9 protein-coding genes and 2 pseudogenes are annotated in these 14305 nt (G+C 65.2%); 3 read left to right on the top strand and 8 right to left on the bottom strand.

The features are described 5' to 3' along the window. Positions 1-221: 221 nt before the first annotated feature. Both FMM79_RS15155 and FMM79_RS15150 read left to right on the top strand, forming a co-directional pair. Positions 222-3209 (top strand): TonB-dependent receptor, encoded by a 2988-nt coding sequence (locus FMM79_RS15155; protein ID WP_240339230.1) that lies wholly within the window; start codon positions 222-224, stop codon positions 3207-3209. 77 nt (positions 3210-3286) lie between these two features. Next, positions 3287-4801, top strand: coding sequence for a tryptophan halogenase family protein (locus FMM79_RS15150; protein ID WP_148628294.1), 1515 nt, complete (start codon positions 3287-3289; stop codon positions 4799-4801). A 9-nt stretch (positions 4802-4810) separates the two neighbouring features. Here FMM79_RS15150 and FMM79_RS15145 read toward each other — a convergent pair whose 3' ends face one another. The 6 genes and pseudogenes from FMM79_RS15145 to FMM79_RS15130 form a co-directional block, all read right to left on the bottom strand. Continuing rightward, on the bottom strand, positions 4811-6094 hold the full coding sequence (locus tag FMM79_RS15145; protein ID WP_148628293.1) for a DUF3422 domain-containing protein: 1284 nt from the start codon (positions 6092-6094) through the stop codon (positions 4811-4813). Positions 6095-6171: 77 nt separating this feature from the next. After that, the gene (locus FMM79_RS22325; protein ID WP_371710934.1) at positions 6172-6393 is read right to left on the bottom strand and encodes a hypothetical protein; all 222 of its coding nucleotides are present in this window, start codon (positions 6391-6393) and stop codon (positions 6172-6174) included. A 42-nt stretch (positions 6394-6435) separates the two neighbouring features. Further along, a complete protein-coding gene (locus FMM79_RS21935) occupies positions 6436-6636 on the bottom strand; it encodes a hypothetical protein (protein ID WP_240339228.1) in 201 nt (66 codons plus the stop codon). A 75-nt stretch (positions 6637-6711) separates the two neighbouring features. Next, a pseudogene (locus FMM79_RS22320) lies at positions 6712-6756 on the bottom strand (hypothetical protein); the annotation flags it as partial. Then, a pseudogene (locus FMM79_RS15135) lies at positions 6744-7741 on the bottom strand (IS630 family transposase). The pseudogenes FMM79_RS15135 and FMM79_RS22320, both read right to left, overlap by 13 nt. A 291-nt stretch (positions 7742-8032) precedes the next feature. Continuing rightward, positions 8033-8638: a hypothetical protein gene (locus FMM79_RS15130; protein ID WP_148628291.1), complete on the bottom strand. Its 606-nt coding sequence runs from the start codon at positions 8636-8638 to the stop codon at positions 8033-8035. Between the two features lie 171 nt (positions 8639-8809). Between FMM79_RS15130 and FMM79_RS15125 the strand changes: the two genes are divergently transcribed. Further along, positions 8810-11029, top strand: coding sequence for a tetratricopeptide repeat protein (locus FMM79_RS15125; protein ID WP_162528522.1), 2220 nt, complete (start codon positions 8810-8812; stop codon positions 11027-11029). A gap of 107 nt (positions 11030-11136) precedes the next feature. On the opposite strand, the gene FMM79_RS15120 is transcribed toward FMM79_RS15125, so the two are convergent. Together FMM79_RS15120 and FMM79_RS15115 are read right to left on the bottom strand one after the other, a co-directional pair. Then, positions 11137-12741 carry an ABC-F family ATP-binding cassette domain-containing protein gene (locus FMM79_RS15120; protein ID WP_148628289.1) on the bottom strand — a complete coding sequence of 535 codons (1605 nt, stop codon included), beginning with the start codon at positions 12739-12741 and terminating at the stop codon, positions 11137-11139. Between the two features lie 131 nt (positions 12742-12872). Next, the gene (locus FMM79_RS15115; RefSeq protein WP_148628288.1) at positions 12873-14285 is read right to left on the bottom strand and encodes a glycosyltransferase; all 1413 of its coding nucleotides are present in this window, start codon (positions 14283-14285) and stop codon (positions 12873-12875) included. Positions 14286-14305 lie beyond the last annotated feature (20 nt).

The following is a 14305-nucleotide window of genomic DNA, read 5'->3' as shown; positions in this document are numbered from 1 at the left end:
TCCAGCAGGAAGCGCGCAACCGTGACGCGTTCGCGCAACACTGCACCGGCAAATGTTAGCGGTCATCATTTTGTGTTGCACGGGCATTTCACCGGTGATAGTAGCCAGCGCTACGGCGCGGCAATCGTCAGCATTCGTACATATAGGCTTTGCCGCATCGCAAAATGATAGCGCTATCTAATAGATGCAGCGCAGCAGAGTTGGGACAGGAGGGCACCGAAATGGCAGCGTTCACTCGCATTCGTAACAGTTTTACCGGAATCCGTGGGGATATGCTCCTGCGCGCAAGCACATCCGCGACCGCACTGGCCATTTGCGCCATGCCCGCGCTCGCCTCGGCACAGGACACCGCTGGCGCGGCCAGCGACCCCACGCTGAACGAAGAGCAGGCGATCATCGTCACCGGCATCCGCGCCTCGCTCGAGAGCGCGATCGACCGCAAGCGCGATGCCGAAGTCGTCGTCGACTCGATCACCGCGCAGGACATCGGTGCCCTTCCCGACCGTTCGGTTTCCGAGGCGCTTCAGCGCGTACCAGGCGTCACCCTGCAGCGTACCAGCGACGCGCGCGACCCTGCCCGCCTCTCGGGCGAAGGCGGCGGCGTGTTCATCCGCGGCCTTTCCTTTGTACGTTCCGAGTTGAACGGGCGCGACGTTTTCTCCGCCGCCAATGGCCGCTCACTCTCCTTCGAAGACATCTCGGCCGACCTGCTCGCCGGTGTCGATGTCTACAAGAACCCCTCGGCCGACATGATCGAGGGTGGCATCGGCGGCACCATCGATCTGCGCACCCGCAAGCCGTTCGATTCGCCGGGCTTCGTCGCCGCTTTCTCGGGTGACATCAACTACGCCGACCTTCGCGAAGAGAGCTTCATGTCGGGCAGCGCGCTGATCAGCGACCGCTTCGACACCGGTCTTGGCGAGATCGGGGTACTGCTCTCGTATTCGATCAGCAAAATCGGCAACCGTACCGATTCAATCTCGACCGGCCGCTACGTGCCGACCGAAGTGACCGCGGACGACATCGCCAACGCCTCCAACCCGTCGGTCGCGGCGGGCGACACCGTCTACATCCCTAACTCGATGGGCTACCGCCGTATCGACTGGCAGCAGAAGCGCACCGCCTTCGACGGCTCGCTGCAGTGGCGCCCTTCGAGCACCCTTGAGTTTACCGCCGAAGCACTGATCTCGAAGGCGACCCCCAACGACATCGAATATGCGATGGGCGACTGGGCGCAGCCGGACACCTACAACGACAGCTACGTCTATGGCTCGGCTGGCGAACTCGTTTCGGGTACCGCGCAAAACCGCGAGCTTAACATGGATACCCGCGCGGGCAGCCAGACCAAGAAGACGCAGGACTACTCGTTCAAGGCCAAGTGGGAGCCCGACGAACACTGGACCGTCACCACCGACCTGCAGTACGTTAAGTCGACCGCACAGGTCTATTCGATGACCGCCTTCAACGGCATCGATGCGCGCGGAACTTTCGACTTCGACTTCACCGGCGACACCCCCTATCTCTCGATCACCCCGACCGATCCCTCGGCGAGCTTCGCGGACAAGAGCGCGAACTGGTGGGCGGCCGCAATGGATCACATCGAGGACAATGAGGCCGACCAATGGTCGTGGCGCGGCGACGTCGAATATGCCTTCGACGATGACAGCCTGCTCAGGTCGATCAAGCTGGGCGCACGCTACACCGACCGTTCCGCGATCACCCGCCAGACCACCTACAACTGGGGCTTGCTCTCGGCACAGTACTGGCAGCCGGGTAACGAGGTCCGTTTCGACAAAACGGGCTACCCGGGAGGCCCCCAGGTTTCCGACCTCCCCAATCAGACGACCTTCGTCAATTTCCGCAACTTCTTCCGCGGCGAGGCCCGTAATCCGTCGTCGGGTCTGTGGTTCCCGGCGCCGAGCCTGGTTCAGAACGGCACTGGCTATGCGTACGACTACCTGCAGGCAACGCTGTCGAACGGCTGGGGCTGGGCGCCGCTGAGCGACGACTACTCCCAGACCACCGCGGGTGGCGGCATCAACATCCAGGGTCAGAAGACCTATGCGGGTTATGCCGTTGCACGGTTCGGCGCCTGGGAGAGCCCGATCGGCCACTTCGACGGCAACGTCGGTGTGCGCGTCGTGCATACCGAAGCTTCCGCACGCGGCTCGGCGACCAATCTGGGCACGATCACCACGGTCTGCGCACCAGGTACCTCCTGCCCCGAGCTTGATGCGGCACAGGCCTTTATCCAGGGTGACCTCGGCGCGACGCAAACCTCGGGCGACAACAGCTACACCGACGTCCTGCCGAGCCTGAACCTGCGCTTCTTCGCCACGGATAATCTGCAGATTCGCTTCGCAGCATCGAAGGGCATCGCGCGCCCCAGCTTCACCCAGCTCAACCCGTACACCAACCTGAACTTTTCGTTCGACAATGACGGTCAGCCCAACGGCACCGGTGTCGGCGGCGCTACCACGGCCTTCACCGGCACCGCTGGCAATCCGGACCTCAAGCCGACGCGCTCGAACAACTTCGACCTCAGCGTCGAATACTACTTTGGTCGTTCGAACAGCCTGACGCTGGCAGCCTTCTACAAGGAGATCAGCGACTACATCTTCGCCGGTCTCGAGCAGCAGAGCTACACCAGCAATGGCCAGACGATCACGTTCGACGTGACCCGTCAGACCAATGGCTCGAAGGGGAAGATCAAGGGCATGGAACTGGCCTATACCCAGTTCCTCGACTTCCTGCCCGGCGCACTCAGCGGCCTCGGCTTCCAGGGCAACGTGACCTACGTCGATTCGAGCGGCGGCAAGAACACCGCGGTCAACGTGTTCGACACCGCCCAGACCGACAACGCCGGTCTCGAACTCCCGCTTGAGGGCATGTCCGAGTGGTCGTACAACGTTGCGGCCATCTATGAGACCTCGGCTGTGTCGGCCCGTGCGGCCTACAACTGGCGTTCGAGCTACCTGCTGACGACCTCGGCGGCGAACATCAACTATCCCGTCTGGGCGGATTCCTACGGCCAGCTCGACGCATCGATCCTGTTCAACGTGGGAGACCACTTCAAGATCGGTGTGCAGGGCACCAACCTGCTCGACTCGCGCACGTACCTGCGCGTTGGCGATCCGGGCCTCAAGCCGCGCTACAGCTGGACCGAGACCGACCGCCGCGTCGCCATGGTCGTGCGCACGCGCTTCTGATACCAGCTCCTCCCTGGGTCCCGGCTTTTCCTGCAAGGGAGAAGCCGGGACCTATTTTCGAAGGGAGTGTTGTTCCAATGGCCGAACCCCAGCCTGTCCATTTCGTTATTGCCGGAGGCGGCAGTGCGGGCTGGATCGCGGCCGCGGTGCTGGCCCGTTTTCTCCCGCCTCCCGCCGCGCGGATCAGCCTCGTCGAATCCGAGGACATCGGCATTATCGGCGTGGGCGAGGCGACCGTTCCGCTGATCGGCGAGCTCAACCGCTTCCTGGGCATTCACGAACCCGACTTCGTCGCGGCCACCAACGGCACCTTCAAGCTGGGCATTGAGTTCGCCGACTGGGGCGAAATCGGCAACCGGCACTTCCACGGCTTTGGCGACTACGGCGCCGACATTGCCGGACTTCCTGTCCACCAGCACTGGCTGCGCCTCGCGCGCGAGGGCAAGGCGCCTCCGCTCGGCGCCCTCTCCATAGCCGAAGTGCTGGCCTCGCAGGACCGCTTCGTCCCCCACGAAGCGCTCTCGGGTGAAGCCGCGCAGTTTCGCCACGCCTTCCACTTCGACGCCGCGCTCTACGCCGCCTACCTGCGCCACCTCGCCGAAGGCATGGGCGTAACGCGCATCGAGGGGCGCATCGAACATGTCGCGCGCGATGCGCAAAATGGCCACGTACGCGCCCTCCATCTTGACGGCGATCGCCGGATCGAGGGCGATGTGTTCCTCGATTGCACCGGCTTTGCCAGCCTGCTCCTGGGCCAGGCACAAGGTGTCGGCTTCGAGGACTGGAGCCAGTGGCTCCCCTGCGACCGCGCCGCCGCTGTTCCCTGCGCACGCGCCAGCCGTTTCACCCCCTTCACCCGTTCGACCGCCAAAAGCGCAGGGTGGCAATGGCGCATCCCGCTCCAGAACCGCACCGGCAATGGCCACGTCTATTCCAGCGCCCACATCTCGGACGACGAGGCCGTCGCGCAGCTGCTGGACGGCCTTGACGGCGAGGCGCTCGCCGACCCGCGCCTGCTGCGCTTCACGCCCGGACGCCGCACGCGTTTCTGGGACGGCAACGTGATCGCCATCGGCCTTGCTGCAGGCTTTCTCGAACCTCTGGAGTCGACCGCGATCCAGCTGATCCAGACTGGCGTCACCCGGCTCGTCGAGTTCCTGCCCGGCAAAGCCCCCGACCCCGCCCTTGCTGCGGAATACAACCGGCAGACTGCGCTCGAATACGAGCGCATTCGTGATTTCATCATCGCCCATTATTGCCGTACGCGCCGGACCGAACCGCTCTGGTGCCAGGTCGCGGCCATGGACCTGCCGGACACCCTTCGCGCCAAGCTCGACGCCTGGGATGCCTGCGGCCGCGTGCCGATGTACGATATGGAGTCGCACCAGGAACCCAGCTGGGTTGCCATACTGCTGGGTCAGGGCGTGCTGCCGCACGCGGTCAACCCGCGCACGCAGTTGCTGGCTGAGAAGGACCTGCGCGCCCTCCTTGACCAGCGCCGCACCAGGCTGGCCCGCGCCACCGAGCGGCTGCCCGACCATGCGACCTTCATCGCCAAGACCTGCGCTGCAAAGCCTGCCCCCGCGGCCTGAGGCCCCTGCTCAGTCGAGGATGCGCTTCTTGAGGTGGTGCAATCCCAGATACATGCCGATCAACATGACCGGCGTCAGTGCGGCCACGACAAGGTGTGCATGGAAGTCCGGGGCAAGCAATTCCACCCCTTCGAGCATGTGCGCGATGAGGCTGATCCCGTAGTAACTGAGCGCCACGACCGAGAGCCCCTCAACCAGTTGCTGCAGGCGAAGCTGGCGCGTGCTCGAACGCTCCATCGAGGCGAGCAGCCGCCCATTCTGGTTCTCGATGCGAGTCTCGACGCGGGTGCGCAGCAGCGAGACCAGCCGCTCGGTGCGCTGGGCCAGCTGCTCCTCGCGGCGGCGATGTGCAGCGCACGTGCGCACAGCGGGCAGGAAGCGACGCTGGGTGAAGTCGGCAAGCGACGGATACCCCGGACAGGCGCGGATGTGGAGACCCTCCAGCCGATCCTTGACGATGGTCGCGTAAGCCTGCGTCGCGCTCAGGCGGTAATCGGTCTCGGTCGAATGGGCGATGAGCTCCATCGAGAGGCGCGTGACCTCGGTCAGGAGATCATCATCGCGCACTTCGAAGTCGGCGACCTGCGAGGTAAGATCACTGAGTTCATCCTCGATCCGATCCAGCAGTTTCCAGCCGTCCTGCGCCACCGGCAGGCCAAGCAGCGCCAGATTGCGGTAGTTGCCCAGTTCCTGCAAACGCTGGACGGAGCGCGAAAGGTCGCCGCCCGCCATGCCGTTAGCTGCCACCAGGATCTGGCCAAAACCGTCGTCGCGAAAACGAAAATCGGACCACACCCGCGCGGCCTGGTCACCGTCCTGGCAGGAAATATGGCAACTCACGAGGTCGAGCGGATCGTAGCCCATCGCCGGGATCAACGTGCGGGCAGCATCCTCGTCAGGCACGATCAGCACGCGGATTGCACGCAAGACCTTGCCCGGCATCCCCTTGGCCCAGCTCAGTGCTTCCAGCACGGCCGGATCGGGCGCGAAGTTGCCCTGCGCATCCACCAGCAGGCGGTCGATGAAGAGCGTCGTCGTACTGGCCTCGCTCTGGCGCTCCCAGCCAAAGGCAATTCCGGGTCCGAGCGATCCGGCCCGGTGGCGCGGGTTCTCGCTGCGCCCGGCAACACCGCCCGAAGGCAGCGTCTCGACGCAGCGCAGTTCGGCCTCACGCTGCTCGGGCTGGAGCACACGCATGAACTGTATGATCGTGGAGGGCGCGCAGACATGGGGCCAGCGCCGCAGGTGCATTTCCCCGACGATACGCCGCCTGAGCTCGTGTTCGTTCAGCATGTCCGCGTGTCCTCCTGCCAGTCCCCATCAAGCCGCGCTGCAGCCACCGCCACCTGCCCCAACGAAAGCCCGCCATCTCATGCCGGGACCTGGCGATGGATGACAGGCTCAGTCCCCGTATACGCGATTCGCTGCGCTACCGCCTCGCGCAGGATGCGCTTTTTGAACACCCCTCCCCGCAGCGCCACCCGACCATGGGATAAGGCAGCCTTCCCCGCGCCTGCAAGCGCGACAAGCCCATCGGCCAGCCCCAGGTGAAAGCGCGCAGCTTTTCTCCCACGCGGGACGCCCGCGCCCAGATCGCACGCGAGCGCCCCGCCATCGTGGGAAATGCTCGGCCCTCACAAGTCCAGCGCTGCGGGCACCGCGTCGGCCCATTCGTCCCCGAAGGCATGGCGGAGGTGCGCGAACGGGTTGCGCCAAGCCGGCTTCATCGCCGCCGCTCCGCCCTGGAGAGCCACGGCAGGCAGCGCGCCCGTCCGCTCGGCCGCGCCATAGCCGCAACGCAGCACCTCACCGCCCGGCAGCGTACCATCGCACACCAGGGCTCTGACCGTCTCGCTAGCCTCGACTCCATTCTCAGCCAGACACGCCGCAAGGTGCGCGTGGTGGTGATCGACGGTAACAAGCGGAAGGCCGCGCTCTTGCGCTAGTGGATTGATTCCAACGTTTGGTGCCCGCGCCGGACAGCGGCGATGATGTCGTGGGGGGAGGCTTTCCATACGAAGGGACGCGGATCCTCGTTGTGCTCCTTGATGAAGCGGTTGATGGCGGCCTGCAGGTCGACAACGGAATCGAATACGCCATTTTTCAGCCTCCCCCGGGTGGGCTTGGCGAAGAAGCCCTCGATGGCATTTAGCCACGAGCACGACGTGGGCACGAAGTGGAAGGTCCAGCGCGGATGCCTTGCCAACCAGGCACGGATCTTGGGCTGCTTGTGGGTAGCGTAGTTGTCCAGGATAACGTGGATGGCTTTGTCTGCGGGCATCTCGGCTTCTATGGCGTTAAGGGAAGCGGATGAACTCCTGATGCCGGTGCCGCTGCATATTGCGGCCGATCACGGAGCCATCCAGAACATTGAGCGCGGCAAACAAGGTTGTGGTCCCGTCACGCTTGTAGTGTTGCGTCATGGTTGCCCCGCGACCGCGCGTCAGTGGCAGGCCCGGTTGGGTGCGGTCGAGCGCCTGGATCTGGCTCTTTTCGTCGACGGACAACACGATGGCGTGGGCAGGCGGCGAGACATAGAGCCCGACGACGTCGTGAAGCTTCTCGGCGAAAGCCTTGTCATTGGACAGCTTGAAGCAGCGCCACCGATTGGTCGTGCCAGATCTTCACAACCGATGATGCTGTGATACCCATGTCTTTGGGCATCGCACGCACCGTCCAATGTGTGGCCTCAGGGCTGGGCGGTTCCAGCGTTAGCGCAACGACCTTGTCGACCAAAGCCGCATCGAGAGGCGCGATCCCCGGAGGTCGGGTCTTGTCAGGCAGCAGCCCATCCACGCCTTCGACCATGTAGCGTTCCTGCCAACGCCACACGCACGGCTTGGATTTGCAGGTCGCCTTCATGATCGCCTGCGTTCCCAGCCCTTGAGCTGTCAGGGGAATGATGCCCGTTCGCCTGCGCCGTCTTCGCATGTCCCCGATTTCAAGGGAATCCCGAAAACGGAATCATCTTTTCCGATCAATCCACTAGAGCTGCATGATTTCGCGGATCGAGTTCGCATTTTCCGGGATGTCGATGCCCAGCACATGTCCCCCTCGATGCGGGTGACGGGCTCGACGACGACGCGCTTGCCAATGTTGTCGAGGGTGTAGCCGTTGGGGGGTGCCAACGTGGCCAGGCTCAGGCGCCCTCATGGGTGGTCGTGGTGTCGGCAGAAGGCGGGGAATTGCCCCAGCTGACCCGCTTGGCCGCGCTCGCGGCGGCATGGGCAATCACGCCTGCGCCCACCGCGGCCGCGGGGGTACCGCCGATCTGGTCGGCCTCGATGCCGAGTCGGAGAGGCGCTCGTAGAAGCTGCCCTTGTCCCAGAAGCCGTCTTCGGAACAGCCGATGCAGGTGGTCGGCTCCTTGCCGCCGACCTCGTAGGGGCAATAGCCCTTACGCGCCCCCTCATCGTCGGACTCCTCGATGATCGGCTTGTCGACAAGCCCCGGCACCTTGTGGACGGGCGTTGCCTGGGTCGGGTTGGGGCGCGCGGCCTGGACGCAGCCCCACGAGGCGCAACTGCCCCAGGGAATGATCGCCTTGCAGTGGTCGGCCGCGTGCTTGAGCTGTTCGAGGAACGGGCGACCACCAATGATGTAGCTCATGCCTTCCTGGCTGAGCGGAGGATTGCCTTCGACTGCAAGGATGAAGTTGCCGTCGTACTTCTCGGTGGCCTCGGCGAAGCGCGGCTTGGTCTCCATGGCGTGGCGGATGTCCTGCGCATGCGCCGGTTTGAGCCCGAGCGCCACAGCCGTCAGGCTGCAGAACTTGTTGAAGCTGCGGCAGGTGATGCCCTGCCGGCGCATCACGTCGTGGAATGTTTCGATTGCCATCCGGATGATCTTTCCCGCTGCGGTGAAAGCGTCCTCCCAGCGGGTAGACAAACATTTGCAAGTCCCGCACCCGGCGGCGTCCCTACTCAATTCTACCAAGTAACCAGGTCACCGAACGTCCACCACGTCCACTTATGTCGAGGTCAGATCCCGGGAAGAGCACGAGGAAGCATGAGCGGACTGGAAACCCTGCTGATCAAGGCCAAAGGGGCGGCCAAGCGCGGTAACGCCGACGCCGCGCGCGCGATCTACCAAGATGTCCTCGAACGCCACCCCAACAACACCCGTGCGCGCGCCGCACTCAAAGCTCTGGATGAACCCAGCGGCACCTCAGCCCAGCGCCGCTTCGACACCCTGGTTGCGGCCTATCGCGACGGGAACATGGGCCTTGCCGTGCGCGAGGGCGAGGCGCTGGCCCGCGCCTTCCCGCATTCCCATGGCGTGCAGAACCTCTACGGCGCCGCGCTTCTGGCGCTGGGCGACAACCCGCGTGCCGAAACCGCCTTTCGCGCCGCCATCGCCGCGGACCCGAGCGCCCATGCCAGCGGCAACAACCTGGCCATCGCGCTGCGCCGTCAGGGCCGCGACGCCGAGGCGGAAGAGCTCTACCGCGACGTCATCGCTCGTGCGCCGACCTATGCCGATGCACGCTATAACCTGGCCAACCTGCTGGAACAGACCGGCCGCGACGAAGAGGCCGGGTACTTCTTCGCTCAGGCTCTCGCCATCGATCCCAGCTACGTCGATGCCTATTACAATCTGGGCAATCTCAACGCGAAGATGGGCCGGCGCGAAGACGCCATCGCCTGCTACGAATGGACCATCCATCTGCGCCCCGAACACGCCGATGCCATCAATAACATGGGCGGCGAACTGCTGGCGCTCGACCGGGTGGACCGGGCCCTCGATTGTTTCCAGAAGGCCCTCGAGATCACCCCGGACAACGGCAAGGCTCTGGTCAACCGCGGCAAGGCGCTGGTCCTCATGAACCGCCTGCCCGAGGCCGTCGCCTCGTTTCGAGATGCCTTGGCCCTCGCCCCCTCGGACGCTTCGGCGCGGCTCCAGGCGCTCTTCGAGGAAGCGCACATGTGCGACTGGCGGGCGCGCGGCGAATACGCCCTGACCCTGGGCGCAGACGTGGGGGCGGTACAGCCCTTCGCCTCCTTGCCTTTCCGCGACGATCCCGCGCACCAGCACCAGCGCTCGTGCGCCTGTGCAATGCACGTCTTTCCCGCAAGGCCCGCCAACCTGCCCACGCCTGCTCCCAGCCGCGACGGGCGCATTCGCGTCGGCTACTTCTCGGCCGACTTTCACAACCACGCCACGCTCTACCTGATGAGCGGGCTCTTTCGCGAACACGACCGCAGCCGCTTCGAGGTCCACCTCTACAGCTATGGCCCGCAGCGCGAGGAAGATCACCACCGCGCCGTGCTGAAAGGGCAGGTCGATACCTTCACCGAAATCGGCGGCCTTACCGATGAGGAGGTCATGCGCCGCGCCCGCGCGGACAACCTTGACATCGCGATCGATCTCAAGGGCTACACGCGCGGCACGCGGATGTTCGGACACCGTCTGGCGCCCGTCCAGGTGGCCCACATGGGCTATCCCGGCACGCTGGGGCATGCCTGCATGGACTATTTCGTGGCCGACGAGATCGCCCTGCCCGAAGGCGCCGAGGCGCATTTCTCCGAAGCCGTCGTGCGCCTTGCCGGAAGCTACCAAGCCAACGACAACCAGCGCGTGATCGTCCCCGACACTCGGGCGCGCGCCGGACATGGTCTGCCCGAACAGGGCTTCGTCTTCGCCAGCTTCAACCACACCTACAAGATCTCGCCCGCCGAATGGGATATCTGGATGCGCCTCCTCAGCCAGGTGGACGGCTCGGTACTCTGGTTGCTACGCTCGAACCAATGGGCCGAAGCGAACCTGCGGAGCGAGGCCGAGGCCCGCGGCGTCGATCCGGCGCGTCTCGTTTTCGCTCCCTCCCTGCCCCACGCCGAGCATCTTGGGCGGCTTGCGCTCGCCGACCTGTTTCTCGACACTTTCGCGGTCAACGCGCACACGACCGCAAGCGATGCGCTCTGGGCTGGTCTCCCGGTCCTGACGCTGGCTGGCCGCCAGTTCGCCGCGCGGGTCGCCGCCAGCCTGGTGACAGCCGCCGGTATTCCCGAACTGGCGACGACCAGTGCCGGCGACTACGAAGCCTGCGCCCTGGCTCTCGCCCAGCACCCCGAGCGCCTTGCCGCGCTGCGCCAGCGCCTCAGCGAGGAGCGGATGAGCTGCGCTCTCTTCGACACCCCCGCCTACACCCGCCGCTTCGAACGCGCGCTGGAAACGATGCACCAGCGCCATCTTGATGGAGATGCTCCGGCATCGTTCTTTGTGGAATAGAAGGAGACAGGAATTAGCGATCCGAGAGCCATTGCCCTCAGGCTGCCCGAACCAGTCACACTCACCTCCCGCATGCGGCTGCGGCTGAGAAAGGCGAGATTGCCCATTTAGGGTTCAAGGGGCGATGGTCCCTTGCATCGTCTTCCTATTTTCACCTGTTCCTCGATCCCGATGGCTTCGAGAAACGCCCGGTCGTGGCTGACCACAAGCAGCGCCCCGTCGTAGTCGCGCAAGGCACCTTCGAGCAGTTCGACCGATTCTATGTCGAGGTGGTTGGTCGGCTCGTCCATGACCAGAAGCCAGGGCGCCCTCGCTCCGCCCAGCGTACAGGCGAGCCCGGCGCGCAGACGCTCACCTCCGGACAGCGTGCCGACCAACTGGCGGGAGGCTTCGCCCCGGAAGCCGAAGCGGGCAATCGCGGCGCGGGCACCCTCCTCTTCCGCCCCGGGATTGAGGCGATGGTAGTTGGCAAGGATGTCCGCATCGCCCGCCAGCTGCCCCAGGTGCTGGTCGAACCAAGCCACGCGCCCCTCCGCCCTCCTGGCCCCACCTGTGTGCGGGGGCAGTTCACCCACGGCGAGGCGTAGCAGCGTCGTCTTGCCCGCCCCGTTCGGTCCGGTGACAGCCATGCGGCGCGGCCCCTTGATGTCGAGCGACCACGGCCCGAACTGCCGCCCAGCCCGCATGAAGGCCACCGCCTGTAGCGAAAGGACTTGTGCATTCGCAGGCAGGCCGGAGGCGGGCACGTCCATGCGGACAGGCACGCGCACCTCCACCTGCCCGCGGGCTTGGGCAAGTCGGTTCTCGGCCTCGTCCCTCTGGCGCGTCGCCTGACGGCTCAGGGCACCTCCGCTGTTCTGCGCGCGCTCGGCCTGCTGCCCGAGCAGGACCTTGGCCTGAGAGCCGCCTGCCGCAAAGGCGCGGCCTGCCTTGTCTCGGGTCGCCTTGGCCTCCTTCTGCGCCTGCCCGGCCCGGCGCACCTGCCCCAGGTCTGCCTCGGCGCGCTCCAGTTCGGTCTCGGCGCGCTGTCGCTCGGCATCCCGGATCGCGGCGAACTGCAACCAGCCGCCTGTGACCGTACGCACGCCAGTGGGCGTGAGCTCGACAATCCGGTCCATTCCCTCCAGCAGAGCGCGATCGTGGCTGGCCACCAGCGCGCCGCCCCGCCAGTCGGCAAGGACCTTGGCCACAAGGGCCCGCCCTGCGGCGTCGAGATTATTGGTCGGCTCGTCGAGCAGGAGCAGGTCGGGCGCCTCCAGCAGCAGCCGGGCCAGGCCGACCCGGGTCCGCTCTCCGCCCGAGAGGCTCGCTACGCGGCGTTCGAGCGCGAGGCCCCGCAAACCCAACCGATCGAGGATGGCCGCGAGGCGCTCCTCCAGCGTCCAGTCGGCCACCGCGAAGTCCTCTTCGCTTCCCTCTCCTGCCAGGATGCGCCCAAGGCAGGCGAGCGGTTCGGTCACGCCAAGCACGTGGCCCAGGGTCCATTGCCCCGGCCAGTCCTGCGCCAGAAGTCCCGCAGACCCGGAAAGCACGATGTGTCCCGCAGAGCCGCTGCGCCCTTCGGCAATCGCGCCCAGCAGGGTGGACTTACCGCACCCGTTGCGCCCGACGAGGCCAATGCGTTCGCGGCCGATGGAAAGCGAAAGTTCGGAAAAGAGAGCACGGCCTTCCGCAGTTCGGAACGCCACGCCGTCCAGCGTGAGAAAAGACATGAGATGCACTCGCTCGGTACAATGACAGACAGGGTGTATTGCTGTGTGTCAGATGTTCACGGCTGTGCGGCTCCTTGTGCGTGCTGGTTAAGTCCTTCTAACTCGCGTCCGGCATCCGGGCAAGTTCGCGGTCAGGCCGCTTGCGCCAGCTCGCGTCGACTGAGCAGGGCCAACAGCGATATACCGTTGAAAAACCACATCCGCTGAAGGTCGAGGTGGCTGTATTTTCGCAACGTATTGGCAAAGGTATAGGGCGTGTACCAGACGTTGTGATCGGGATGGACGCCCTCGAGGAAGATCTCGGTTTCGGCCTGGTAATCGAAATGGCGCGCGCGGCACTGGAAGGCGTCAGGCACCGAGATCAGATACATCTTGGCATCGACGCTCTCGAGCTGGGCCAGGAACAGCTCAACGTCGGGCACATGCTCCATCACCTCGGGGGCGAGGACCACGTCGTAGCTGCCATGCACCTGCGCAAAGTCGGTAAATAGCTCCCCTGTCACGTGCGGGCGCAGTTGCGCGAGCGCCTCGCCATGGGGGTCAAGCCCATCAAGGTGCGCGCAGTGCGCCTGCAGCCGGACATGGAGCGAGGTGGCCGGATCGGTGATTGGCCAGTCCGCGCAGCCCACGTGAAGCACCCGCTGGCCCTGCAAGAGACTGGCGAAGACGTCCATACGCGGCAGGCGCGCAAGCTCTGATCCCACGGGCACGCGCTGGAGGAAGTAAGGCGCGTGGATCTTTTCGAGCGGCGAAGTCGGCGCGTCGAGTGGCGCGGCGGGCGCATCAGCCTGCGCCTGCGCGGCAGAGGCAGATTCGGGCGCAGGCTCAGGTGCAGATGGGGGCTCAGCTGCGGCCGCCGCCTCGACCACGGGCGCCGCCCGCTGCGCGGCCTCGTGCCCGATCGTGCTCACGTCCACCTTGTGCAGCGTGTCGTACTGCCGCGCGGTCGTCCCCCACAGCTGGTGCGCGTAGACCGGATCTTTGCCCTGGTAGGTCACGCCAGTGAAGTGGCGCGGGATGAAGTAGTGGCTGGGGTAGATGCGCAAGGGCGTGTAGCCAAAGCTGCGATAGCACTCGGTCAGGCGCAGCGGGCCGACCGTCTTCCAGGCCATGTCCTCGACGACCGAGGCTTGCGCGGCGATGGTATCGATAATGCCCTTCACGAACGGATTGCCCTGCTGGCAGCCGAAGTAGCCCGCCGCGATCAGGCCGGGCCGGGCGATCTCGCTTTCCCAGCAGGCAAAGGCCGGGCAATCGAGCAGGTCTTCGTCGAGCGGCCGGGTACAGACCGAATCGGCATCGAAGACGATCCCGCCGTGTTCGTGCAGGATCTCCCAGCGCAGCATGTCGGCAACCCCGTTCCATTCGCGGTCGCGCATCGCATCCATGTGGGCCTTGTTGATCCACGCGCGCCCGTCGAGATCGGCGTTGCCCCAGAGGCGAAAGCCCCAGTCCGGATGCGCCTTGCGCCAGGTTTCGATGCAGTTGTCCGGACGGCGGCTTTCATCGCCCACCCAGATGAAATGGAATGTCTTGGGTATCATGCGCGCGCCTCCCCATGGCC

Origin of the sequence: Novosphingobium sp. BW1 (assembly GCF_008107685.1) — a bacterium.
GTDB lineage: Bacteria > Pseudomonadota > Alphaproteobacteria > Sphingomonadales > Sphingomonadaceae > Novosphingobium.
The sequence above is the reverse complement of the archived record's forward strand: the minus strand, read 5'-3'. Positions and strand labels throughout refer to the sequence as shown.

What these genes read in the sequence shown, in the direction of transcription:
- FMM79_RS15155 (WP_240339230.1), top strand. Translation starts at nt 222, where the DNA reads ATGGCAGCGTTCACTCGCATTCGTAACAGTTTTACCGGAATCCGTGGG.
- FMM79_RS15150 (WP_148628294.1), top strand. Translation starts at nt 3,287, where the DNA reads ATGGCCGAACCCCAGCCTGTCCATTTCGTTATTGCCGGAGGCGGCAGT.
- FMM79_RS15145 (WP_148628293.1), bottom strand. Translation starts at nt 6,094, where the DNA reads ATGCTGAACGAACACGAGCTCAGGCGGCGTATCGTCGGGGAAATGCAC.
- FMM79_RS15130 (WP_148628291.1), bottom strand. Translation starts at nt 8,638, where the DNA reads ATGGCAATCGAAACATTCCACGACGTGATGCGCCGGCAGGGCATCACC.
- FMM79_RS15125 (WP_162528522.1), top strand. Translation starts at nt 8,810, where the DNA reads ATGAGCGGACTGGAAACCCTGCTGATCAAGGCCAAAGGGGCGGCCAAG.
- FMM79_RS15120 (WP_148628289.1), bottom strand. Translation starts at nt 12,741, where the DNA reads ATGTCTTTTCTCACGCTGGACGGCGTGGCGTTCCGAACTGCGGAAGGC.
- FMM79_RS15115 (WP_148628288.1), bottom strand. Translation starts at nt 14,285, where the DNA reads ATGATACCCAAGACATTCCATTTCATCTGGGTGGGCGATGAAAGCCGC.